Raw genomic sequence first — 24,856 nt, 5'->3', positions numbered from 1 at the left:
TCCCACTTATTGTTTCCGCCTCATTCTCACGAGGAGCCGGGAGACCGGCGTTGACTGCCATCAACGGGTCAATCTTTTATACAAAAAGAATAATCAAAACTGGTTTATAAACAAAAAACACGGAGTCGCCGTACGGCTCCGTGCTTGCTCCGTTTGACCGGGCGATCAGACCGCCGCGTCGGCCCAATCGAGAATGACCTTGCCGGACTGGCCCGAGAGCATCGCCTCGAACCCCTCTTCGAAACGATCGACCGGGAAATGATGGGTAATGATCGGCGAGATATCGAGTCCGGATTGCAACAGGGCAACCATCTTGTACCAGGTCTCGAACATTTCGCGGCCGTAGATGCCCTTGATCTCCAGTCCCTTGAAAATCACGTGGTTCCAGTCGATCGACGTATCGGCCGGCGGAATGCCCAGCAGCGCCACCTTGCCGCCATGGTTCATGGTGTCGAGCATCTGGCGGAACGCCTGGGGATTGCCGGACATTTCCAGGCCGACATCGAAGCCTTCGGTCATGCCCAGTTCCGCCATCACCGCGCGCAGATCTTCGCGGGCGACGTTCACCGCGCGGGTCGCGCCCATCTTGCGCGCCAGATCCAGACGGTAGTCGTTCACGTCGGTGATCACCACATGGCGCGCGCCGACATGGCGGGCGATCGCCACGGCCATGATGCCGATCGGACCCGCGCCGGTGATCAGCACGTCTTCGCCGACCAGGTTGAAGGACAGCGCGGTATGCACCGCATTGCCGAACGGATCGAAAATCGCCGCCAGATCATCGGAAATATCGTCGGGAATGGGGAAGGCGTTGAAAGCCGGGATCACCAGATACTCGGCGAACGCGCCTTCGCGATTGACCCCCACGCCGACGGTGTTGCGGCACAGATGCCGGCGCCCGGCGCGGCAGTTGCGGCAGTGCCCGCAGGTGATATGCCCTTCGCCGGATACGCGGTCGCCGATTTTGAAGCCGCGGACTTCGGAGCCCATGCCGGCCACGGTGCCGACGTACTCATGGCCGACATGCATCGGCACGGGAATGGTTTTTTTCGCCCACTCGTCCCAGCTGTAGATGTGAATGTCGGTGCCGCAGATCGCCGTTTTGCGGATGCGGATCAACAGGTCGTTCGGGCCGACTTCCGGCACCGGCGCGTCGGCCATCCACAGGCCGCGCTCGGATTTCAGTTTGGATAGCACTTTCATGCCATGTCTCCTGCCGGCGCTCCCTCGGGGCGCCGGTCTGTTGTCATTGTGATCGTCGGATGCGTCAGTTGCTCAGGCGTGCTTGATCACACCCAGCTCGCGGCCGACCCGGATGAAGGCGGCCACGGTGCGGTCGATTTGCTCCGGAGTGTGCGCGGCGGACATCTGCGTGCGGATGCGCGCCTTGCCCTTGGGAACGACCGGGAAGGAGAAACCGACCACGTACACCCCCTCGGCCAGCAGCGCGGCCGCCATCTCGGAGGCGAGACGCGCGTCGCCCAGCATGACCGGAATGATCGGATGCTGGCCGGGCACCAGCGTAAAGCCGGCGGCGGCCATATCGCGGCGGAAGTGCTCGGCGTTGCGTTTGAGACGGGCGCGCAGTTCGGCGCCGTCTTCCTTGAGGATGCGGAACACTTCCAGACTGGCCGCCGTGATCGCAGGCGCGAGGCTGTTCGAGAACAGGTAGGGGCGCGAGCGCTGGCGCAACAGATCGACGATCTGCCGGCGGCCAGACACATACCCGCCCGAAGCGCCGCCCAGCGCCTTGCCCAGCGTGCCGGTGTAGATATCCACGCGATCGGCGACACCGCACAGCTCTGGCGTGCCCGCGCCGGTTTCGCCGATGAAACCGACGGCGTGCGAATCGTCGACCATGACCAGCGCGCCGTAGCGGTCCGCCACATCGCACAGGGTTTTCAGGTCGGCGATGATGCCGTCCATGGAAAACACTCCGTCGGTGACCACCAGCTTGAAGCGCGCGCCGGCGGCATCGGCCGCCTTGAGCTGGGCTTCCAGATCGGCCATGTCGTTGTTCTTGTAGCGGAAACGGCGCGCCTTGCACAGCCGCACCCCGTCGATGATGGACGCGTGGTTCAGCTCATCGGAAATCACCGCGTCCTCTTCGCCGAGCAGCGTCTCGAACACACCGCCGTTGGCGTCGAAGCAGCTGGAGTAGAGGATGGTGTCGTCGGTGCCGAGGAAGGCCGAAATGGCCCCCTCGAGCTCCTTGTGCACCGACTGGGTACCGCAGATGAAACGCACCGAGGCGCAACCGTAACCGTACTGGTCGAGTCCCTTCCTGGCGGCCTCAACCAGGCGGGCGTCGTCGGCGAGTCCCAGGTAGTTGTTGGCGCAGAAGTTCAGGACGCGCTTGCCGCCCGCCAGCGCGACGTCGGCGCTTTGCGCGCCGGCGATCACCCGCTCGGGTTTTTCGAAGCCGTCGGCGCGGATCTGGGCGAGCGTGGCGTCAAGGTGGGCAAGATAAGTATGGTTCATGGTTCACCTCGGGGGATGTCTCAGTAGTAGCCGCGGCCTTCTTTCATCAATCGGGCGGCGTCCATGGCAAAGTAGGTGAGGATACCATCGGCGCCCGCGCGTTTGAAGGCGAGCAGGCTTTCCATGATACAGGCCTCGCGCTTGAGCCAGCCGTTCTGGAACGCGGCCTGCAGCATCGCGTACTCGCCGGATACCTGATAGGCGTAGGTCGGAACGCGGAAGGTGTCCTTGACGCGGCGGATCACGTCCAGGTAAGGCATGCCCGGCTTGATCATCACGATGTCGGCCCCCTCCTCCAGGTCCATCGCCACTTCCTGCACGGCTTCGTCGATATTGGCCGGATCCATCTGGTAGGTGTACTTGTCGGCCTTGCCAAGATTGGCGGCGGAACCGACCGCTTCGCGGAAGGGGCCGTAGAAGGCCGACGCGTATTTCGCCGAGTACGCGAAAATCCGGGTGTGGATGAGCCCGGCGTTTTCGAACGCTTCGCGGATCGCGCCGATGCGGCCGTCCATCATGTCGGAGGGTCCGACCATGTCGACCCCCGCCTCGGCATGGCACAGCCCCTGCTTGACGAGGATCTCGGTGGTCAGGTCGTTGAGGACATAACCGCTCTCATCGATGATGCCGTCCTGGCCATGCGAGGTATAGGTATCGAGAGCAAGGTCGGTCATCACGCCCAGCTCGGGGAAACGCGACTTGAGCGCGCGCACGGCGGACGGAATCAGACCTTCCGGATCGTAGGCGGCTTCGGCGAGCGGTGTCTTGCCCGATTCGATGTACGGGAACAGCGAAATCATCGGAATGCCGAGTTCCAGCATTTCTTCCGCGGTGCGCAGCAGCACATCGATGCTCTGGCGGTTCACGCCGGGCATGGACGACACCGGCTCGGAGCGTTTTTCACCGGCGAGCACGAAGACCGGATAGATCAGGTCGTTCGGCGTCAGGGTATGCTCGCGCATCAGGCGGCGGGAAAAATCATCCTTGCGCATGCGGCGCGGACGGGCGGCGGGGAAACGGCGGTTGGCAAAAATCATGATGGTCAGACTCGAAGTTCTCAAGGGTTATCGGAAGCCGGCGGGTCGCCCTTTTCGGCGCGGGGCCGTGTCGTTCCCGGAGCGACGCCGGGCGGCAGGACAGGAGGTGGCTCCTTCTGCGACAACCGGGCGAAAATTCCGAGAACGGTACCGAGCGGCCCCAGAATGATCACGACCCAAAACCCGGTCGAATGAACCAGATCCATGTTTTCAGTCCGTGGGTTTTAAACGTGCCTATTGTACGCCGGTTGCCGGTTGGTGCCCATCCTTTGCGGGATGAGACAATCCTTTCGTCATTGAAAAAGAGATCAATAACACGTTATGAATAGCCACAACATCATGACCGGAAAACAAAAGCCCCCGGCGGAGCACTGTCCGGCGGGGGCGGTTGACGACGCATGATTCTCAGGCGAAGAAATCCTTGAGCTTGTCCATGAACGACTTGGCGCGCGGGTTGTGCTTGGCGCTGTCGCCCTGGCTGATCGCCTCGAACTCCTGCAGGAGCTCTTTCTGACGTTCGGTCAGGCTGACCGGGGTTTCCACCACGATATGGCACATCAGGTCGCCATAATCGTTGCCGCGGATCGCCTTGATACCTTTTCCGCGCACGCGATAGACGCGTCCGGTCTGGGTCTCCGGCGAGATTTTCACCTTCACCACGCCGTCGAGGGTCGGGATTTCCACCTCTCCGCCCAGCGCCGCGGTGGCGAAGCTGACCGGCATTTCACAATGCAGATCCTTGCCATCCCGCTGGAATACGGCGTGCGGCTTGATGTGGGTAACCACGTACAGGTCGCCCGCGGGACCGCCGTTCTGACCGGGTTCGCCCTCGCCGGACAGGCGGATGCGGTCGCCCTCGTCGACGCCGGCCGGGATTTTCACGTTCAGCGTCTTGTTGGTCTTCACCTGACCCGCGCCGCGGCATTTCACGCACGGATCGGAAATTTCCTTGCCGCTGCCGTGGCAGGTCGGACAAGTCTGCTGGATGGAGAAGAACCCCTGGCTCATCCGCACCTGGCCATGCCCGCCGCAGGTCGAGCAGGTTTTCGGCTGGGTGCCGGGTTTGGCGCCGGTGCCATGGCACACGTCGCAGTTTTCATGCGACGGAATGCGGATTTGCCGTTCGCAGCCGCGGGCCGCCTCTTCCAGCGTGATTTCCAGGTTGTAGCGCAGGTCCGCGCCGCGGTAGACGTTGGACCGTCCGCCCTGGCCGCCACGGCCACCACCGAAGATATCCCCGAAAATGTCCGAGAACGCATCGGCGAAATCGCCGAAGCCGGCACCGCCACCGCGCGCGCCGGCGTTGGGATCGACACCGGCATGGCCGAACTGGTCGTAGGCGGACCGTTTCTGGGCGTCGGAGAGAATCTCGTAGGCTTCCTTGACTTCCTTGAACCGCTCTTCGGCTTCCTTGCTGTCCGGATTGCGGTCCGGATGGTACTTCATCGCCAGCTTGCGGTAGGCCTTCTTGATGTCGTCTTCCGACGCGTCGCGGTTCACCCCCAACACATCGTAGTAATCACGTTTTGACATACAGTTCCGTTTCTGTCATCCGCGAAAAGGCGGACGCGGCTCCGGCCGCGCCCGCCTTTGGCCGGGAAAGCTTACTTCTTGTCCTTGACTTCTTCGAACTCGGCGTCAACCACGTTGCCATCGTCCTTCTTGGCTTCGGCGGATGCGCCGCCTTCGGCGCCGTCGGCCTGCTGGTCGGCGTACATTTTCTCGGCCAGCTTGTGGGACGCCTGCATCAGCGCTTCGACCTTGGCTTCGATCACGGCCTTGTCGTCGCCCTTGGCCACTTCCTCGGCTTCCTTCAGGGCCGTTTCGATGGCGGCTTTCTCGTCGGCGGAGATCTTGTCGCCGTAGTCGGCCAGCGATTTCTTCACCGAGTGGATCAGGGTGTCGGCCTGGTTGCGGGCCTGTACCAGTTCGTGCAGTTTCTTGTCTTCCTCGGCGTTGGCCTCGGCATCCTTCACCATGCGCTGGATTTCCTCTTCGGACAGGCCGGAGGACGCCTGGATGGTGATGTTGGCCTGCTTGCCGGTCGCCTTGTCCTTGGCGCTGACGTGCAGGATGCCGTTCGCGTCGATGTCGAAGGTCACCTCGATCTGCGGCATGCCGCGCGGCGCCGGCGGAATGTCGGACAGGTTGAACTGGCCAAGGCTCTTGTTGGCCGCCGCCTTTTCGCGCTCGCCCTGCAGCACGTGGATGGTCACCGCGGTCTGGTTGTCGTCGGCGGTCGAGAAGGTCTGGGTCGCCTTGGTCGGGATCGTGGTGTTCTTCTGAATCAGCTTGGTCATCACGCCGCCCAGGGTTTCGATACCCAGGGACAGCGGGGTCACGTCAAGCAGGAGCACGTCCTTGCGCTCGCCGGAGAGCACGGAGCCCTGGATCGCGGCGCCGACGGCCACGGCTTCGTCCGGGTTCACGTCGCGGCGCGGTTCCTTGCCGAAGAATTCCTTGACCTTGTCGATGACCTTGGGCATGCGGGTTTGACCGCCGACCAGGATCACGTCGCTGATATCGTTGATGGACAGGCCGGCGTCCTTCAGGGCCACGCGGCACGGCTCGATGGAGCGCTCGACCAGTTCGTCGACCAGCGATTCGAACTTGGCGCGGGTGATCTTCATCGACAGGTGCTTCGGACCGGTCGCATCCATGGTGATGTACGGCAGGGTCACCTCGGTCTGCTGACTGGAGGACAGCTCGATCTTGGCCTTTTCCGCGGCTTCCTTCAGGCGTTGCAGGGCCATCACGTCGTTCTTCAGGTCCACGCCCTGTTCGCGCTTGAATTCGCCGATGATGTAGTCGATGAGGCGCTGGTCGAAGTCTTCGCCGCCCAGGAAGGTATCGCCGTTGGTGGACAGCACTTCGAACTGGTGCTCGCCATCGACGTCGGCGATCTCGATGATGGAAATGTCGAAGGTACCGCCGCCCAGGTCATACACGGCGATCTTGCGGTCGCCTTCCTGCTTGGCCAGACCGAACGCCAGCGCGGCGGCGGTCGGTTCGTTGATGATGCGCTTCACTTCCAGACCGGCGATGCGGCCGGCGTCCTTGGTGGCCTGGCGCTGGCTGTCGTTGAAGTAGGCCGGCACGGTGATGACGGCTTCGGTCACTTCCTCGCCCAGGTAGTCCTCGGCGGCCTTTTTCATCTTGCGCAGCACTTCGGCGGAAATTTGCGGCGGAGCGAGGTCCTGACCGCGAACCGACACCCAGGCGTCGCCATTGCCGGCCTTCTTGATTTCGTAAGGCATCAGGTCGATGTCCTTCTGCACTTCCTTGTCTTCGAAGCGGCGGCCGATCAGGCGCTTGATCGCATAGAGGGTATTGCGCGGGTTGGTGACGGCCTGGCGCTTGGCCGGCGCGCCGACCAGGATCTCGCCGTCTTCCATGTAGGCGATGAGGGACGGCGTGGTGCGCGCGCCTTCGGCGTTCTCGATCACTTTCGGGTTGCCGTTTTCGATGACGGCAACGCACGAGTTGGTGGTGCCAAGGTCGATACCGATGATTTTGCCCATAATCTCAATTCCTTATTTTCAAATCCTGGTTGACCGGAAGAAACCGGCCATCTATCGCATGTTCTGGAAAATCGTGGCGACATCCCTGTTTTCAAGAGGGGAAATCGCCGGGTTTGTCGTGTCTTATTTCGCCTTGGCGACCACAACCATGGCGGGACGCAGCACGCGCTCGGCCACCATATAGCCTTTTTGCATGACGCGGATCACCGAGTTGGGTTCGGCTTCCGATTCTTCCATGCTGATCGCCTGATGGCGGTGCGGGTCGAGCATCTCGCCCAGCGGATTGATTTCCTTGATCTGCGCTTTCTCGAAGGCCGAGAGCAGTTGCTTGAGCGTCAGATCGACGCCGAACTTCAGATTGTCGAACTGGCCGCTCTGGTCGGCCAGCGCCATCTCCAGGCTGTCCTTGACCGGGAACAGTTCGGCGGCAAGCTTGTTGATGGCGAACTTGTGCGCGCTGGCGACATCTTCGCTCGCCCGGCGGCGCTGGTTCTCAAGATCGGCCAGACTGCGCAGATACTGATCCTTGACCTGGGCCAGTTCGGCCTCGAGCTCGGCGATGCGTTGTTCCGCGGTCGGCTCGGCCGCCGTGTCCGGACTTGTATCGGCGACAGGGGATTCGGATCCGGTTTCGGGGGCGACGGTGTTCTCTCCGTGTTCTTCCGGTAGGCTGGTCTCTTTTTCCTGCATAACAAATCCTCGGTTACCAATCGGCAAAGTCAAAAACATAGTCCTCACGCTAGGTAGGGGCACTTTCGCCAAATTCAAGCGCCGATGCGAAATGCGCGTTTTCGGACTTTTTGTTCATTTGCGCGCCTCAAAACCCATTATGAATATTCGATTGCGCGCCGCTTTGTGATCTTTTGAAAATCAACAACTTTTTTTCTGCTGCACCGCACACAAACGGCATTCTTTATGCTTAAATGCTGCAACAGCACAAGGAAAACCGCGCTCCCGGCACCCTCGGCGAAGCGTGCGATTTTCCCGATTCCGGATCCCTTCCGGAACCGCGACAACGAGATTCCGGAACCACCGGATCACCAGGGCCGAGACCTCCGGCGACCATTCCGGGACCTCGGCCGAAGCGGGCCCGGATTCACCCACCGGGAGCCGGCTCCGCGACTGAGGAGGGCCGGGCACATGGCGTGCCGGGCGACGAGAAAACGTATCGAGAAGGGTATAACATGACTACTCGCGAACAGCGCATTGCCGCCATCCAGAAAGATTGGGACGAAAACCCCCGTTGGAAAGGCATCACCCGTGGTTACACCGCCGCCGACGTTGAACGCCTGCGCGGCTCCGTTCAGATCGAATACACCCTGGCCCGCCGCGGCGCGGAAAAACTCTGGACGCTGCTGAACCAGGAACCGTTCATCAACGCGCTGGGCGCGCTGACCGGCAATCAGGCCATGCAGCAGGTAAAGGCCGGCCTCAAAGCCATTTACCTGTCCGGCTGGCAAGTCGCCGCCGATGCCAACCTCGGCAGCGAAATGTACCCGGATCAGTCCCTGTATCCGGCCAACTCCGTACCGGCGGTCGTCAAGCGCATCAACAACACCTTCCAGCGCGCCGATCAACTGCACCACGCCGAAGGCAATGACGATATCGACTTCTTCGCGCCGATCGTGGCCGACGCCGAAGCCGGCTTCGGCGGTGTGCTCAACGCCCACGAATTGATGAAGGGCATGATCGAAGCGGGCGCCGCCGGCGTTCACTTCGAAGACCAGCTCGCTTCCGTGAAGAAATGCGGCCACATGGGCGGCAAGGTACTGGTGCCGACCCGCGAAGCCGTGGAAAAACTGGTCGCCGCCCGTCTGGCCGCCGACATCTACGGTGTGCCGACCCTGCTGGTCGCCCGCACCGACGCCGAAGCCGCCGATCTGCTGACCTCCGACATCGATGACCGCGACAAGCCGTTCTGCACCGGCGAGCGCACCGTGGAAGGCTTCTACCGCACCAAGCCGGGCCTGGAGCAAGCCATTGCCCGCGGCCTCGCTTACGCCCCCTACGCCGACCTCATCTGGTGTGAAACCGGCAAGCCGGACCTCGACTACGCGCGCAAGTTCGCCGAAGCGATCCACGCCAAGTTCCCGGGCAAAATGCTGGCCTACAACTGCTCGCCGTCGTTCAACTGGAAGAAGAACCTGGACGATGCCACCATCGCCCGCTTCCAGCGCGAGCTGGGCGCGATGGGCTACAAGTTCCAGTTCATCACCCTGGCCGGCTTCCACAGCCTGAACTACTCGATGTTCAACCTGGCCTACGGCTACGCCCGCGACAACATGACGGCCTTCGTCGAACTGCAGCAGAACGAGTTCGCCGCCGCCGAAAAGGGCTTCACCGCCGTGAAACACCAGCGCGAAGTGGGCACCGGCTACTTCGACGCCGTGACCCAGACCATTCAGGGAGGTCAGTCTTCGACCACCGCGCTCAAGGGCTCGACCGAAGAAGAGCAGTTCCACTGAGTTCCGATCCGGGCGGATACCCTCCGCCCTTCATCGCCGCCCCGCTCTCCCACAAGGACTGGCGGGGTTTTTCATGGACAGCGCTCCCGCCGCTCCCTTCCGGGTGCGACGCTGGCCCGGCTGTTTACGCACGGGTTATTCATGTTTACAATAGTAATGATAATAATTATCACTACTGCAAACATGAGAGAACTCGGTCTTCTTCGCCTCCTCCCTCTGGCCGGCCTGCTTGCGGCTTGCGCCGGAGGAGGCGGTTCAACTTCCGGCCAACCACTTACCGGCACCTTTGTCGATGCCCCGGTATCCGGTCTGACCTACGACACGCCAACCCAGCACGGCACCACGACCGCCGCCGGCGAATTCCGGTATCTACCGGGTGAAACCGTCACTTTCCGCATCGGACAACTGGAACTCGGCGCCGCGTCCGCATCGGCCGTTCTGACCCCACTGGACCTGACCCGCGCGGCCAACGCCGACGACCCGTCGGTGGTGCGCATGGCCCAGCTGCTGCTCACGCTCGATGCCGACGACGACGCCGGTAACGGCATCCAGATCGACGCGGCCGACAGCGCGCGTTTTGCCCGCGCAGCAAAACTCGATGAGCAAGCGGATCTGCAAACCCTGCTGGCCGGGGCCGGCGTCGACCGCACGCTGGTCGATGCCGACTACGCTCGCCGTCATGTCAAACTCAGCCTTGCCGCCCTCAAGGGGCGCCCCCCGACGGCCCGCTTCACGGTTCAGCATGGTGACGCCGCCGGCGGTGATATCTGCGCGAGCGACAAGGAAACCGGCCTGACCTGGGAAATCAAGTCAAGCGACGGACTGCGCGCCGCCCGCCACCGCTTCAAGCCTACCACCGAACGCGGACTATCCAACGACGGTACTTGCGACCCGGCCATGGCGCAGTGCGTGGCCGGCGACTATGCCGAAAAGGTCAACGAATCAGGGTATTGCGGGTTCTCCGACTGGCGCGTGCCGACCGAGCGGGAACTGAAGACACTGTGGGATCCGTCGCAATACAATTCCTCACAACAACTCGCCGCCATCGATCGCCAGGTCTTCACCGATGCGGAGCCGACGTTCTACTGGAGCGACACGATGCGTGGAGTGCAGGGCTTCCTCGCGGTCTGGTTCGACGCCACCCACAAGACACTGCCCAGCACCACGCTGTCCAAGGGCCGCTACGGGGCCGTCCGGCTGGTCCGTGGGCCGGTGCTGCCCGATGAGCCGAGCAAGGACGATACGCCCGAGCCGTCCTTCATCGCGCTTGGCGAAGCGAAACGCCCCGCGAGCAAGGGAGAGCCGGGGGTCTGCGTCGACATCAATCTGCGATCGATCGCCGGAGATCTGCAGAAAAACGAAATGTTCGTCCTGTCCCCGGCAGCGGTAACGGACAGCGCCAACCTGCCGGTCGACGCCGCCGGCGCCACGCGTCTTGCCAACGCCAGCAACCAGGCCCAGCGTTGCAGGATAGCCGCTTGGCGCGTGCCGGAGGTGGCCGATCTGGCCAAACTGCTGAGCGTCTCCGCGAGCAGCGAGAACGCCGATCTGGTCGACCCCGAATTCAAGGCGGCTTTCCCGTCCTTCGTGCCGACCGCCTCCTGGTGGGCCCTCGATAAAGGGATGATGGTGCTGATCGGCAAAGACGGCTCGGTCCGCGCTCCGCAGCCTGGCGAAACGGCCCGCGTGATGCTGTTCCATCGCGTGTCGCGGCCGGTTTTCGTGCGCAAGACGCCAGGGGCCGCCGTCCGTCCCGATGCGGGGCAATTCGCCGCCTGGCGCACGAGCTATTCGCGTTACGTTCCGGGCAGCGCCACCCAGCCTGACTGGCCCGCGCCGGAAATCGACGATTCGGTGAAGGCAGGTTTTCAGGACATCGGTTTGCTGCCGCCGGTTCCTTTCCCGGCCGCTAATCCCTATTCCCCGGAAAAAGTCGCTCTCGGGGAGAAATTGTTTTCCGATACCAGATTATCGCGCAACAACAAGACCGCCTGCATCAGTTGCCATGATCCAAAGGCAGGATGGAGCGACAGCAAGGAACTCTCCGAAGGACACATTGGCCAGCTTGGCAAGCGCAACGCCATGACGATTTTGAACACCGCCTATGTCACCGAGCTGTTCTGGGATGGCAGGGCGAAATCGCTGGAAGACCAGGCCGCCGGTCCGATCGCCAATCCGCTGGAGATGCATCAGTCGCTTGGCCACGCGGTGAGCAAAATCGCGGCGGCTCCGGAATATGCCGAGCTGTTCAGGGCCGCCTTCGGCGATGCGTCCGTCACCGCCGAACGCATGACCCGCGCCATCGCGACCTTCGAGCGCACCATCATCAGCAAAGACAGCGCCTTCGACCGCTTCCTCAAGGGCGAAACCTCCGCGCTGTCGGATGACGCACTGTGGGGCATGCACCTGTTCCGCACCAAGGCGCGCTGCATCAACTGCCACAACTCGCCGCTGTTTTCGGACAACCGTTTCCATAGCGACGGCTTGCATTATTATGGACGGGAACTGGAAGACCTGGGCCGCTATCTTGTCACCGGCAACCCGAGGGACGTCGGCTTTTTCAGAACGCCGACGCTGCGCGATATCCTGTACAGCGGAAACTACATGCACAACGGGCTTTTCCCGATGAGCAACACCACCGGCGTGCTAGCCATGTATAACGCCGGAATGGTGCAAACGCTGCCGACAGGATTATTCAAGTATGATCCCCTGTACCCGGTCACCTCGCCGGAAATCCGTTCGCTGGGCTTGAACAAGATGGAAATGAACGCGCTGATGGAGTTCATGAAGGCGATTTCGACCGAACCGCGCCAGGAACCGGCAGGCAGGGCGGAACTGGAGCGCCGCTAGACAGGCGAACGGGGAGGCCCGCCCTCCCTCATTGCCGCGGGCCGGACGGCACAGGATAATGGGATTCCACCACAGGAGTTCACGATGCTGACTATCCGGCCTTTCGAAGAAAACGACCGAGCTGCGCTACAGGAGATTTACCGGGCCACCCGCAAGGCCACCTTCTCCTGGCTAGATACCGGGCGTGAAACTGCCGAAGACTTCGACCGGGCCACGAAGGATGAACGCCTGGTCGTCGCCTGCTGGCATGGCGAAGCGGTCGGCTTCGCCTCGGTCTGGGAGCCGGACAGCTTTTTGCACCACCTCTACATCCTGCCCGCCCATCAGGGTCGGGGCATCGGCAAGGCGCTGGTCGAGCGGTGCGCCGCGCTGTGTCGCGACACGATGACACTCAAGTGCCTGTCGGCCAATCACAAAGCGTTGGCCTTCTACGCCTCGCAAGGCTGGACCTTCGAGGAGAAGGGCCACGACACCGATGGCGAATATCATGTGCTGCGCGCCCCCGGTCAGGCGCCGAACCAGCCCTCGTCGCGCGCGGCATCCAGCCTCGCATCCAGATAAGCCCACAGGGCCGGACAGCCCTCGCGGATCGGCGCCGCGATGCGCCGCACCACCCGCTCGTGGCTGATGCCGTTTTCCCGCCAGCTCTGGCCCTGATTGGCCAGATTGAGCAGCACCGGCATCGCCCGGTCGGCGGCATGGGCGAAACGCGCCTCGGGCGTCGCGCCCTTCTCGAACTCCTGCCACAGCGCGAGGAATTTTCCGCCGACGGCGTCGGGCAGCATCCCGAAAATCCGCGTCACACAGGCCAGTTCGGCGGCCTTGCGCTCTTCCCAGCCATCCTCGGCGTACACGATGGTGTCGCCGGTTTCGATCTCGCCGATATCATGAACCAGCAACATGCCGATCACACGGTCGATATCGATCGCCTCTTCGGCGTAGGGCGCCAGCGACGCCGCCAATAGCGCGATCTGCCAGCTGTGCTCCGCGGAGTTTTCGTAACGTTCGAGTCCGAGCGGACGGGTCTTGCGGGTCACGCCCTTGAGTTTGTCCAGTTCCAGAATGAAATCGACCACGGCTTGCATGAATGGATCCTTTGTTTGGCGGGGATGGCGGGATTCTATCACTGTGGAACAGCATTATCTGAAAGCCCGGTGTCGCGTCAACGGCTAGCATGAGCCTGATTGCATCCGACTCAGGAGTCCGGTCATGAGAATTTATGCCCCGCCGTCCATCGTCACCAACGGCGCCCGAAGAGAACCGAGCGACGGTTTCACGGTAACACCCAGCCACGTGCGCCCCACCCCGGCGCCGGCCATCCAGCTCGCCAGCCGCATTGGCGCACAAGCCGTCAAGGTGAGCGAGCTTGCCGCCGCGTTCGAAGCGAGAGCCTCCGGCCCTGTCACGCCCCCGCGGCAAAAAACCGCCGCGGATGACACCAAACGGACCGGGCTCGAGATGCTGGCCGACACCCTCGCCGCGGTGTGGCGACAGACCGGCCGGCCGTTGCCAGAAATACTGCGGGCCGGGAAACCGCGTCAGGCCTTGTGCGGCGCCCTGAACGGAAGCGACGCAACGATCGAAGCGCTGTTCAACCGGCCGGCGGAGCCGAGCGACCTCGCGCCCGCCGAGCGCCCCATCCGTCGGGTTCTGGCGATGGCCGCCGCCGCGCACCGGGAAGCGATGGCCGCGCTCTGCGCCATGGATGCGTCGCTCTGGGCGTTCCAGGACTTCAGTTTCATGCGCCTCTACCGGCAATATATCGGGCTGGGCTTGCAGCAACGCGACGCGGCATCGCTCCTGCCAGAGGAAAAAACCGCCATCGAGACCCTGAAGCTCTGTGCCGGGCCACTTACCGACGCCCTGTACCGATCGATCAGGAGCGAGTTTCTGACAGCCGTGAAACGGGACATGCCGGCAGGCCGGACACGCGATTTCGTCCTGCACCAGCTGGACAAGGATTTGGCCTAGCCCGGGGAACCGGCTCAGTCCCAATATCCCGGCGCGCCATACACCGCCTTGAGATGATCGATGAAGCTGCGCACGCGCTGGGGCAGGTACTTGCGCTCCGGCACCACCGCGAAGATGGGGTAATCGGGAGAGGCGAAGGCATCGAGCACAGTGACGAGCCGGCCTTCGGCCAGATCGTCCTTCACTTCCCACCATGAGCGCCATGCGAGCCCCAGTCCCTGCACGGCCCAGTCGTGCAATACCGCGCCGTCGTTGCATTCGAGCGGCCCGGACACCTTGAGGTTGACCGGCCGTCCGTCAAGCTGGAACGTCCAGCCACGGCTCTGGCTCTCGCCCAGCGACAGGCAGGTATGTCCGGACAGATCGTCCAGCGAGCGGGGAATGCCGGCGCGAGCCAGATACGCCGGTGAAGCGACCACCACCCGCCGGTTCTCGGCAAGACGTACCGCCACCAGTCCGGAGTCGGCCAGATCGCTGATGCGGATCGCGCAGTCGACCTGCTCGCGCACCAGATCGACCAGTCGGTCGGAAAGGTCCAGCGTCACACGGATATCCGGATGAGCCAGGCGGAAGCTGGCCAGATGCGGCGCGACATGGCGCCGCCCGAAGCCGGCCGGGGCGCTCAGCCGCAAATGGCCGCGCGCGCGCGTCGTGCCGGACGACACCGCCGCTTCCGCGTCGGCGAGCTCGGCCAGGATGCGCTGGCAATCCTCGTAGAACGCGCTGCCTTCGGACGTCAGCGAAAGGCGCCGTGTGGTGCGCACCAGCAATCGCGCCGACAGGCGCTCCTCCAGCGCGTCCAGACGCCGGCCGATCACCGCAGGCACCACCCCTTCGCGCCGCGCCGCGGCCGTGAGACTGCCGGTATCCACGACGCTGATGAAGGTTTCCAATAGCTTGAAGGCATCCATTCGTGACGAAAAAGTAAAATATGTTGTGCCATTTTACCCCTTTCTCATAAACAGGAACGTATCTAAACTGGTTGCGTCGCACCATTCCAAAAAACAACCCCATCTGCGCACCCGTTTTCAGGAGAAACTGTCATGGCCATCCGTCTGCCCCAGGGCGTGGAAATCCTCGCTCCCCTGACCCCCGAGTACGAAACCATCCTGAGTTACGACGCCTTGTCGTTCCTCGCCGGATTGCACCGCCGCTTCGAAGGCCGGCGCCAGGAATTGATGGCGGCCCGCGAAGAACGCCAGCGCGAACTCGATGCGGGCCGTCTGCCCGATTTTCTGGCGGAAACCGTCGACGTTCGCAACGGAGACTGGAGCATCGCCCCCCTGCCCGCCGACCTTCTGGATCGCCGGGTGGAGATCACCGGCCCGGTGGAACGCAAAATGATGATCAATGCCCTCAACTCCGGGGCCAAGAGCTTCATGGCGGACTTCGAGGACTCCAACTGCCCAAGCTGGGACAACCAGCTCTCGGGGCAGATCAACGTGCGAGATGCCTACCGCAAGACCATCGGCTACACCAGTCCGGAAGGCAAGGCCTACCGGCTGAACGACACCATCGCCACCTTGCTGCTGCGCCCGCGCGGCTGGCATCTGATGGAAAAGCACGTCAAGGTCGATGGCAAGATCGTCTCCGGCGCGATTTTCGATTTCGCCCTGTCGTTCTTCCACAACATTCATTACCTGATCGAACAGGGCTCCGCCACGTACTACTACCTGCCGAAGATGGAAAGCCATCTGGAAGCCCGGCTGTGGAACGATATCTTCGTGGAAGCCCAGGAAGCGCTCGGCGTGGCGCGCGGCACGATCAAGGCGACCGTGCTGATCGAAACCATCCTCGCCGCCTTCGAGATGGACGAGATTCTGTATGAGTTGCGCGAACACAGCGCCGGCCTCAATGCGGGCCGTTGGGACTACATTTTCAGTTGCATCAAGAAGTTCAAGAACAACCGTAACTTCTGCCTCGCCAACCGCGGCATGATCACCATGACCGTGCCGTTCATGCGCTCGTACGCCCTGCTGCTGCTCAAGACCTGCCACAAGCGCAACGCGCCGGCCATCGGCGGCATGGCGGCGCTGATTCCGATCAAGAACGACGCCATCGCCAACGAAAAGGCCCTGGCCGGCGTGAAGGCCGACAAGGATCGCGATGCGACCGACGGCTACGACGGCGGCTGGGTCGCCCACCCGGGTCTTGTGCCGATCGCCATGGAATCCTTCACGGCCGTTCTGGGCGAGCGTCCGAACCAGATCGGCAAGCAGCGTCAAGACGTGCATGTCCAGGCCGCCGATCTGCTCAACTTCCAGCCGGAAACACCGATCACGGAAGCGGGCCTGCGCATGAACATCAATGTGGGCATCCAGTATCTGGGGGCATGGATTTCCGGCAATGGCTGCGTCCCCATCCACAATTTGATGGAAGACGCCGCCACGGCCGAGATTTCCCGCTCGCAGATCTGGCAGTGGATCCGTTCGCCCAAGGGCGTGCTGGAAGACGGCCGCAAGGTCACCGTCGAACTGTTCCGCCAACTCGCCGCGGACGAGGTGGAAACGCTCAAGCGCGAAGCCGGTTCGCGCTGGACACGCCAGTACGAGGACGCCGCCAATATGTTCGACCTGCTGACGACCTCCGACGATTTCGTCGAGTTCCTGACGCTGCCGGGTTACGAATACCTCGATTGACCTGAGCTCCCCCGCACGAAGCCCGCCTTGATGGCGGGCTTTTTGTCGTGTCGCTGGGCATTTGCGCCCCATGCCCCTATCATGAAATGCGTAAAGTCATTCGTTTTGCAGGAACCCGCCGAGATAACACGGGTCATAACCATTTATCCAAGCAACAAGGATTCGACATGCTGCAAAAAAAAATTGCCCTGCCCTGCCTGATCCTGGCCCTCGGAGCGGGTGCCGCTCAGGCCGGTGACACCACCACCGACCTGCGCCTTACCGCGAGTGCCCAAAGCCAGATCGCCAACGACCAGTTGAGCGCCACGCTGTACCTGCAGGAGAAGAATGCCCAGCCGGCGCAACTGGCCGACCGGCTGAACCGGGCCATCAACCGCGCCCTGGCCGATGCGAAGCCGTTCACCAAAGTCGAGACCACCTCGGGCTCCTACAACACCTGGCCTGACTACGACAAGAACGGCAGGATCCAGGGATGGCAGGGGCGCGCCGAAATCCGTCTCAAAAGCCGCGACATAAAGCAGGCCAGCGAACTGGTTGCCAAACTGCAACAGAACCTGGCGCTGGGCAACCTGCAATTCGAAGTGTCCGACGAGGCGCGCCGCGCCGTCGAGAAAACCCTGATTCCCGCCGCGATCGGCGAACTGAAGGAACAGGGCCGCATCGCCGCCCAGGCGCTCGGCAAATCGGCGGTTCAGGTGAAAGAGCTGGAAATCGGCAACAACCTCTCGCCGGTGCGTCCGGTCATGCTGCGCATGAAGGCCATGGGAGCCGCCGCCGAAGCCATGGATGTGGCGCAGCCGAACTGGCAGCCGGGCCAGAGCGAAATCCAGTTGCAGGTCACCGGCCGGCTGGAGCTGAAATAAGCGGCTTCCTGTCCGGATTCCGTTGCGTTACAGTTAAGAGACGTGACACGCCGCCTGGCGGCGTGTCGGCGGATCAACAGACCAACACGCAGACAATCATGAAACTGATCGCCTCTCTCACCAGTCCTTATGCCCGCAAGGTGCGCATCGTCCTTGCGGAAAAGAAGATCGACTGTCCCCTCGAGATTGAAAATCCCTGGTCGGGCGAGACACGCGTGTCCGGGTACAATCCGCTGGGCAAGGTACCGGTGCTGGAACTCGATGACGGCATGACCCTGTACGACTCGCGGGTCATCGTCGAGTACCTCGACAACATCTCGCCGGTTTCACGGCTGTTTCCCGATGGCAATCGCCAGAGCATCCTGGTGCGCCGCTGGGAAGCCCTCGCCGACGGCATCATCGATGCGGCGGTCGCCATCGTGCTCGAACGCCGCCGCCCCGCGGACAAGATCTGCGAGGATGTCATAGAGCGCCAGCGGGAAAAGATCGACCGTGGCCTCGAAACCCTGTCCCGGGAACTGGGCGAGCGCCCCTGGTGCCATGGCGACGGTTACAGCCTGGCGGATATCGCCACCGGCTGCTGCCTGGGCTACCTCGACTTCCGCTTCCCCGAGATCGCCTGGAAAGACGATTATCCCAACCTGAAGGCCCTGCAGGACAAACTGCAGCTGCGCGCCTCGTTCGTCGATACCCTCCCGCCCGCCGCCTGATCCGGCAAGGCAGAACAGCGGGCCGCCCATCCGCAAGGATCGGTGGCCCGTTGTTTCTGGATGGCGTCCCCGGCGCTCAGTGAGCGACGGAGGTGTCGGCTACCCGGGATGGACGGGGCGCGAGCCAGATCACCATGGCGGCCGCCACGAACGACAGACCGGACAACCAGAAAATCTGGTTCGTCGACAGCATGATGCTTTGCGCCTGCACCAGTTGATCGACGAGATGGCGCGCCGTCCCGCCATCCAGTCCGGTGTCGGTCAACCTGGCCATCATCTCGCCGCCCTGGTCCACCACACCGGCAAGATCCGAGCGGTTCAGCGTGGCGCGATCCTCCCAACTGGTGTTCACCAGCGACGTGGCGAAAGCCCCCGACAAAGTGCGCATGAAATTCATCAACCCGGCGGCCGACGCGGTTTCGGCCTCGGTCACGCTCCCCAGCGCGAGACCGGTCAGCGGAACAAAGAAAAACGGCATGCCGATCCCCTGGAACAGCAAGGGTAGCGCCACCTGCCAGAATGACATGTCCGATGTCGAGAAACTGCGGAACAGCGTCACACCGCCCAGCCACATCACGCCGCAGAATACCAGTGGTCGCGGATCCATGCTGGACGACAGCTTCGCCGCCAGCGGGGCGACCAGCACCGCCAGAATGCCGGACATCGCCGTCGCGTAACCGGCCTCGGTCGCGGTGTAGCCCATGTAACTTTGCAACCACAGCGGCGTCAGCACCGTGGCGCCAAAGAACGAGCCGAACGCCAGCGAAATGGTCAGGACGCTGACACTGTAGCCCCGGTGCCGGAAGACCCGCAGATCAACGACCGGTTGCCGTTCGGTAAGCTCCCAGATCAGAAAAGCGACAAAACCGATCGCGGCGACAATGGCCAGCGCGACGATTTCTTCCGAAGCGAACCAGTCCTGGTTCTTGCCCTCGTCGAGCAGGATCTGCAAGGCCGCGACCCATACCACCATCAGCGCCAGACCGATCCCGTCGATACGCGTTTTCAGTAGCGCCGACTCGTAACGCCGGAGCATCCGCCAACCGAAGTAACCGCACACCAGCGCGATCGGCGCATTGATGAAGAAAATCGACGGCCAGCCGACGTGGTCGCACAGAATGCCGCCCAGGATCGGCCCCATGATCGGGGCGATGAGCGTGGTCATGCTCCACAGGCCGATGGCCGCGCCGACTTTCTCCTTGGGAAAAATCCGCAGCAACAGGGTTTGCGACAAGGGCATCAGCGGACCGCCGGCCAGCCCCTGCAGCACCCGGAAAGCCACCAGCGTGCCGAGCGAGCCGGCCAGGCCGCACAGTACGGAGCACACGCCGAAGAGGATCATCGCCGTGACAAACACCCGCACCGTGCCAAAGCGGGACGCCAGCCAGCCGGTAAGCGGAACCGAAACAGCCTCGGCCACGGCATAGGACGTGATGACATAGGTTCCCTGACTCGAGGAAACCGCCAGACCGCCCGCGATAGTGGGCACGGAAACGTTGGCGATGGTCGTATCCAGCACCACCACGAAGTTCGCGGCGGCGAGCAGGAAAGCGGCCAGCCACAGCATGCCGCCGCTCAGGGGAGCTTGCGAGGTGTCGGTTGTCATGACCGGGATCCGGTGCGGGTATCGATGGTGGCGGTCATGGACAGGCCGACCTTGAGCGGATGAGCGGCCAGTTCGGCGGGATCGAGTTCCACGCGAACCGGCAGGCGCTGCACCACCTTGATCCAGTTGCCCGTCGCGTTCTGGGCGGGAATCATCGAAAAGGCCGCGCCCGATCCCGCGGAAAACCCCGCCACCTTACCGTGATACACCACCGATTTGCCGTAGATATCGGAAACCAGCTCGACCTTTTGTCCGATCCGCACACTCTCCAGTTGCACCTCCTTGAAATTGGCGTCGACATGAACCGCGCCCACCGGAACCACGGACATCAGCGGCGAGCCGGCCTGCACCCGCTGGCCGATTTGCACCTGGCGCTTGCCGACAACGCCGGACAGCGGGGCGCGGATGTCGGTACGGGACAAATCGACACGGGCCTGCTCCAGCCGTGCCCGGGCCAGCGCGACTTCCGGATTCTGCTCGATATCGGCATCGCGGGTCAGCGCCTGGTTGGCCTTGAGCGAAGCGGCGGCCGCCTCGCGGGCGGCACGGGCGGCAAGCCAGGCGCTTCTGGCATTGCCAACCTCCTCGCCGGTCACTCCGCCGCTGCCGGCCAATGCCTGGCGGCGCTCCAGCTCGGCGCGGCTTCTCGCCAGATCGGCGTCGCGCGCCGCCAATTGGGCGGCGAGGTTTTCGTTGGTGGCCAGATAACCGGCCACGCGCCGGCGGGCGCGCCCCAGTTCGGCGTCGGCCTGCGCCACGGCAAGGCGGGCGTCCGTGTCGTCCAGCTTCACCAGCAATTCACCGGCCTTGACCGGGCGGGTGTCGACCGCGTTCACCTCGGCCACGATACCGCTGACGGCCGAGGTGACCTGCGCGGTTTCGGCGGCCACATAAGCGTTATCGGTACTGACATGGTGCGAGGCATACAGAATCCACCAGCCGCCATAACCGATGGCGCCCAGCGCGACGACACCGCCGAGCGCCAGAAAAGCGGTTTTACGCTTCCGGCCTTCGGAAAGACGGCTGTCCGGGGCGGCGTGGGGGGGAAGGATGGAAGCATCCGGCATGAGTTTTCCTTTTTGATCGTATTCGGTGGGAGTCATCAGCGCGCGTTGGCGCCATAGCCGCCGCCCAGCGCGGCGATCAGTGAAATGTCCAGCGTCATCAGGCGTGCCCGGCTGTCATCGAGCAGACGCTGCCCGGCCAGCAAGGTGTCTTCGGCGCTCAGCACATCCAGAGCTGTGGCCAAACCGCCGCGATAGCGTTGCTCCGCCACGTTTCGCGCTTGCTCGGCCAACTCAACGGACTGCTGCTGATGACGCAGGACGGGGGTGATGGCGTGCCGCGACGTCATGACATCGGAGAAATCCTGCCACGCCCGGACCAGCGTTTTGTCGTAGTTGGCCACCGCCTCGTCATAGGTGGCCCGGTTGACCTGGTAGCGTCCCTGCAACTCTCCCTGCCGGAACAGCGGGAGCGATAGGGCCGGCCCGACGCTGGCGGTTTCCGAACCGTTCCGGGTCAGCCAGCTCAGACCGAGCGACTGAAAACCGACCGAGGCGCTCAAATTGATGTCCGGGTAAAACGCCGCATGAGCTTCATCGACCCTCCCTCTGGCCGCCTCGACACGCAGACGCGAAACCACGATATCCGGACGGCGTCCCAACAGGTTCGCGCCGACGGTGGTCGGCAATTCGCGCAAACGGCCGATATCCATGGCCGGGCGCGTAACCGCGCTCGCGCGCTCCGGCCCCTTGCCCAGCAAAGCGGCCAGCGCCGTGGCCTGATGCCCGATGGCCTCGTCCGCCATCGCCACTTCGGCGCGGGCCGTTTCCAACCGGCTTTGGGCCACTCGCAGGCTGGCCAGCGTCTCCAGACCGCCGGCTTGGCGCGACGCGAAAATCCCGGCGCTCCGCTCCCGGATCCGCAGTGTTGCGGCGGCGGTATCGCGGCGCCGGTACAGATGCGCGAGCTCGGCATAGGACGAGGCCACCGAGGTGGTCAGCACCAGCCGGGCTTCGGCCAGTTCGGCGGCAACGGCTGCCCGGTTCGAGCGGGTCGCGGCGAGCGCCGCGCGATGGCGGTCGAACACATCCAGCCGGTAGCCGATATCCAGCGCCAGACGCCCGCTGTTGTTGAAGCCGTGCGGCACGAAGGCGGCCGGTGCGCCATTGTTGTAGCTTTGTCTGGTGTGGCTGACCGACGCATCGATATCGGCCGTCGGCTCCAGCGCCGCGCCGCTTTGACGCAGCATCCCGTCGGCGGCCAGCAGCCGGGCCCGGGCGGCGGCAAGATCGGGAGAGCCTGCCAGAGCTTCCTCGATCAGCGCATCCAGCTGGGGATCCTGATACTCGTGCCACCATTGATCGGAAACCCATTGGCCGGTACCGCTTTCCAGTCTCGGGGAAGCCAGATCCTGACGGGGAGTGGCCGCCGCAGGCAGATCCGGCAGCGCGGCGCATCCGGCGAGCGCGCAGGAAACCAGCAGGGCAAGGCAGGCATGCCGGGACGGCAAACCGGCGAAGTCGGGGCGTTTCATGAAAAACCAACCATAACTAAACTGAACGGTACGGTTATAATCTCAACGAGGCATGACGTCAAGAAAAACTGAACCCATTGGTTCAATTAAGTAACGATCGTGAAAAATGGCGTGACAGGTACGGAGAAACCCGGATCGGGAGACAAACAAAAAGCCGTCCGCTTTTCAGGGCGGACGGCTTCGGAGAGGAGCGGAACAGTCGTCAGGCCGACAATTCCAGCATCAGGCGATTGATGCGCTTGACGAAGGCGGCTGGATCCTCCAGCTTGCCCCCCTCGGCCAGCAGAGCCTGGTCATAGAGCACCTGGGCAAGATCGGAGGCGCGCGACTCGTCCTGCTCGTCCGCGAGGCGCTTCACCAGCACATGCTCGGGGTTGATCTCGAGCGTCGGTTTGCTGCCTTCGACTTTCTGGCCGACGGACTTGAGCAGGCGCTCCAGGTTCGCGCTCATGTCGTGCTCGCCCACCACCAGGCATGCCGGGCTGTCGGTCAGGCGAGCCGTGGCGCGAACGTCCCGCACGCGCTCTTCCAGCGCCTTACGGATGCGCTCGACAACCGGACGCGCCGCTTCCTCGGCGGCTTCCTGCGCCTGCTTGTCCGACTCGTCCTCCAGCGCGCCCAGATCCAGCGCGCCCTTGGCCACCGATTGCAGCGCCTTGCCTTCGAATTCGTTGAGGCTGCCGGTCACCCATTCGTCGATGCGGTCGGTGAGCAGCAGGACTTCCACGCCCTTCTTCTTGAACACTTCAAGATGCGGACTGTTGCGCGCCGCCGACAGCGACTCGGCCGTGATGTAGTAAATCTTTTCCTGACCTTCTTTCATGCGGGAAACGTAATCGGCCAGGGAAACCGTCTGTCCGTCGCCGTCCGACAGCGTCGAGGTGAAACGCAACAGCTTGGCGATGCGCGCCTGGTTGCCGAAGTCTTCGCCCACGCCCTCTTTCAGGACTTGGCCGAACGCATCCCAGAAAGTCGCGTACTTTTCGGCATCGTTGGCGGCCAGATCCTCCAGCAGCGACAGCACCTTCTTCACGCAGCCGGCGCGGATGGTATCGATATCGCGGGATTGCTGGAGGATTTCGCGCGACACGTTCAGCGGCAGGTCATTGGAGTCGATCACCCCGCGCACGAAGCGCAGGTACTGCGGCATCAGCTTCTGGGTGTCCTCCATGATGAACACCCGGCGGACATAGAGTTTCACGCCCTGCTTGCGTTCGCGTTCATAAAGGTCGAACGGCGCACGGGACGGGATGTACAACAGTTCGGTGTACTCCTGGCGCCCCTCCACGCGGGCGTGGCTCCAGGCCAGCGGATCGGAGAAATCGTGGGCAACGTGCTTGTAGAACTCGCGGTACTGTTCGTCGCTGATTTCATTCTTGCTGCGCGACCACAGGGCCGAGGCCTGGTTGACCGCCTCCATCTCGTCCGATTCGATTTCCTTGCCGTCGTCGTCGTGCTTGGCCGGCGCGCGCATCATGATCGGCAGGGAGATATGATCGGAGTAGGTACGGATGATGTGACGCAGGCGCCATCCGTCGAGGAACTCGTCTTCCCCGTCTTTCAGGTGCAGGACGATATCCGTGCCGCGCGAGGGTTTCACGATGTTTTCAATGGTGTAGTCACCGGCGCCGCTGGATTCCCAGCGCACGCCTTCGGCCGTATCGGCTCCCGCGCGGCGAGTGGTGACGGTGACCTTGTCGGCCACCATGAAGGCCGAGTAGAAACCGACGCCGAACTGGCCGATCAGGTTGGCATCCTTGCGATCATCGCCGGTCAGCGAGTCGAGGAACGCGCGGGTGCCGGATTTGGCGATGGTCCCCAGATGATCGATGACTTCCTCGCGCGACATGCCGATGCCATTATCGCGAATGGTCAGCGTGCGCGCTTCCTTGTCGAATTCGACGCGAATGGTCAATTCGGGATCGTTCTCCAGCAAGGCGGGATGGGCGATCGCTTCGAAGCGCAGCTTGTCCGCGGCGTCGGAAGCGTTGGATACCAATTCCCTCAGGAAGATTTCCTTGTTCGAGTACAAGGAGTGGATCATCAGGTGAAGCAGCTGTTTGACTTCGGTTTGAAATCCCAGTGTTTCTTTCTGTGCGCTCATGATTTGCGGATAAGTCTGAAGGGTTGACGACAATAGCCATCAGATAGGGACGCCTCCAGACTTTTCAAGC

General features: G+C 62.9%; 20 protein-coding genes. 7 read left to right on the top strand and 13 right to left on the bottom strand.

Features of this window, described 5'->3' with window-relative positions; genetic code table 11:
- Nucleotides 1–165: 165 nt before the first annotated feature.
- The 7 genes from tdh to grpE form a co-directional block, all read right to left on the bottom strand.
- Nucleotides 166–1,203 (bottom strand): L-threonine 3-dehydrogenase, encoded by a 1,038-nt coding sequence (gene tdh, locus JNO50_RS04475; protein WP_189535111.1) that lies wholly within the window; start codon nt 1,201–1,203, stop codon nt 166–168.
- Between the two features lie 72 nt (nt 1,204–1,275).
- Nucleotides 1,276–2,481, bottom strand: coding sequence for a glycine C-acetyltransferase (locus JNO50_RS04470; RefSeq protein WP_189535109.1), 1,206 nt, complete (start codon nt 2,479–2,481; stop codon nt 1,276–1,278).
- Nucleotides 2,482–2,501: 20 nt separating this feature from the next.
- Nucleotides 2,502–3,518 carry a porphobilinogen synthase gene (gene hemB, locus JNO50_RS04465; RefSeq protein ID WP_189535107.1) on the bottom strand — a complete coding sequence of 339 codons (1,017 nt, stop codon included), beginning with the start codon at nt 3,516–3,518 and terminating at the stop codon, nt 2,502–2,504.
- 20 nt (nt 3,519–3,538) lie between these two features.
- Nucleotides 3,539–3,724: a hypothetical protein gene (locus JNO50_RS04460; RefSeq protein ID WP_189535105.1), complete on the bottom strand. Its 186-nt coding sequence runs from the start codon at nt 3,722–3,724 to the stop codon at nt 3,539–3,541.
- Nucleotides 3,725–3,923: 199 nt separating this feature from the next.
- Nucleotides 3,924–5,051: a molecular chaperone DnaJ gene (dnaJ, locus tag JNO50_RS04455; protein ID WP_189535103.1), complete on the bottom strand. Its 1,128-nt coding sequence runs from the start codon at nt 5,049–5,051 to the stop codon at nt 3,924–3,926.
- 71 nt (nt 5,052–5,122) lie between these two features.
- A complete protein-coding gene (gene dnaK / locus JNO50_RS04450) occupies nt 5,123–7,039 on the bottom strand; it encodes a molecular chaperone DnaK (RefSeq protein WP_189535102.1) in 1,917 nt (638 codons plus the stop codon).
- A gap of 123 nt (nt 7,040–7,162) precedes the next feature.
- Nucleotides 7,163–7,729: a nucleotide exchange factor GrpE gene (grpE, locus tag JNO50_RS04445; RefSeq protein ID WP_189535100.1), complete on the bottom strand. Its 567-nt coding sequence runs from the start codon at nt 7,727–7,729 to the stop codon at nt 7,163–7,165.
- A gap of 494 nt (nt 7,730–8,223) precedes the next feature.
- On the opposite strand from grpE, the gene aceA reads away from it, so the two are divergent.
- The 3 genes from aceA (at nt 8,224) to JNO50_RS04430 (ending at nt 12,915) form a co-directional block, all read left to right on the top strand.
- Entirely contained in the window at nt 8,224–9,504 is a 1,281-nt protein-coding gene (aceA, locus tag JNO50_RS04440) for an isocitrate lyase (protein ID WP_189535098.1), read from the top strand.
- Nucleotides 9,505–9,687: 183 nt separating this feature from the next.
- Nucleotides 9,688–12,354, top strand: a complete 2,667-nt coding sequence (locus JNO50_RS04435) for a cytochrome c peroxidase (RefSeq protein ID WP_189535096.1) — start codon at nt 9,688–9,690, stop codon at nt 12,352–12,354.
- An 84-nt stretch (nt 12,355–12,438) separates the two neighbouring features.
- Entirely contained in the window at nt 12,439–12,915 is a 477-nt protein-coding gene (locus JNO50_RS04430; RefSeq protein WP_189535093.1) for a GNAT family N-acetyltransferase, read from the top strand.
- Here JNO50_RS04430 and JNO50_RS04425 read toward each other — a convergent pair.
- Nucleotides 12,861–13,439 carry an HD domain-containing protein gene (locus JNO50_RS04425; protein WP_189535091.1) on the bottom strand — a complete coding sequence of 193 codons (579 nt, stop codon included), beginning with the start codon at nt 13,437–13,439 and terminating at the stop codon, nt 12,861–12,863. The genes JNO50_RS04430 and JNO50_RS04425 overlap by 55 nt on opposite strands.
- A 124-nt stretch (nt 13,440–13,563) precedes the next feature.
- Between JNO50_RS04425 and JNO50_RS04420 the strand changes: the two genes are divergently transcribed.
- Nucleotides 13,564–14,325, top strand: coding sequence for a hypothetical protein (locus tag JNO50_RS04420; protein ID WP_189535088.1), 762 nt, complete (start codon nt 13,564–13,566; stop codon nt 14,323–14,325).
- A 14-nt stretch (nt 14,326–14,339) separates the two neighbouring features.
- Here the strand turns inward: JNO50_RS04420 and JNO50_RS04415 are convergent, their stop codons facing one another.
- The gene (locus JNO50_RS04415) at nt 14,340–15,236 is read right to left on the bottom strand and encodes a LysR family transcriptional regulator (protein ID WP_189535086.1); all 897 of its coding nucleotides are present in this window, start codon (nt 15,234–15,236) and stop codon (nt 14,340–14,342) included.
- A gap of 132 nt (nt 15,237–15,368) precedes the next feature.
- Between JNO50_RS04415 and aceB the strand changes: the two genes are divergently transcribed.
- The 3 genes from aceB (at nt 15,369) to JNO50_RS04400 (ending at nt 18,537) form a co-directional block, all read left to right on the top strand.
- On the top strand, nt 15,369–16,964 hold the full coding sequence (gene aceB, locus JNO50_RS04410; RefSeq protein WP_189535084.1) for a malate synthase A: 1,596 nt from the start codon (nt 15,369–15,371) through the stop codon (nt 16,962–16,964).
- Nucleotides 16,965–17,131: 167 nt separating this feature from the next.
- A complete protein-coding gene (locus JNO50_RS04405) occupies nt 17,132–17,827 on the top strand; it encodes an SIMPL domain-containing protein (protein ID WP_189535082.1) in 696 nt (231 codons plus the stop codon).
- Between the two features lie 98 nt (nt 17,828–17,925).
- Nucleotides 17,926–18,537 carry a glutathione S-transferase gene (locus JNO50_RS04400; protein WP_189535080.1) on the top strand — a complete coding sequence of 204 codons (612 nt, stop codon included), beginning with the start codon at nt 17,926–17,928 and terminating at the stop codon, nt 18,535–18,537.
- 76 nt (nt 18,538–18,613) lie between these two features.
- Here JNO50_RS04400 and JNO50_RS04395 read toward each other — a convergent pair whose 3' ends face one another.
- The 4 genes from JNO50_RS04395 to htpG all read right to left on the bottom strand — a co-directional run bounded on the left by JNO50_RS04395 (nt 18,614) and on the right by htpG (nt 24,786).
- Nucleotides 18,614–20,143 (bottom strand): DHA2 family efflux MFS transporter permease subunit, encoded by a 1,530-nt coding sequence (locus tag JNO50_RS04395; protein ID WP_189535078.1) that lies wholly within the window; start codon nt 20,141–20,143, stop codon nt 18,614–18,616.
- Nucleotides 20,140–21,210, bottom strand: a complete 1,071-nt coding sequence (locus tag JNO50_RS04390; RefSeq protein ID WP_189535076.1) for an HlyD/EmrA/EmrK family protein — start codon at nt 21,208–21,210, stop codon at nt 20,140–20,142. Before JNO50_RS04390 ends, JNO50_RS04395 begins: the two co-directional genes overlap by 4 nt.
- 35 nt (nt 21,211–21,245) lie before the next feature.
- The gene (locus JNO50_RS04385) at nt 21,246–22,682 is read right to left on the bottom strand and encodes an efflux transporter outer membrane subunit (protein WP_189535075.1); all 1,437 of its coding nucleotides are present in this window, start codon (nt 22,680–22,682) and stop codon (nt 21,246–21,248) included.
- A gap of 202 nt (nt 22,683–22,884) precedes the next feature.
- Nucleotides 22,885–24,786: a molecular chaperone HtpG gene (gene htpG, locus JNO50_RS04380; protein ID WP_189535072.1), complete on the bottom strand. Its 1,902-nt coding sequence runs from the start codon at nt 24,784–24,786 to the stop codon at nt 22,885–22,887.
- Nucleotides 24,787–24,856 lie beyond the last annotated feature (70 nt).

This window comes from Paludibacterium paludis (assembly GCF_018802605.1).
Classification (GTDB): domain Bacteria; phylum Pseudomonadota; class Gammaproteobacteria; order Burkholderiales; family Chromobacteriaceae; genus Paludibacterium; species Paludibacterium paludis.
This window is presented reverse-complemented; position numbering and strand designations above follow the sequence as displayed.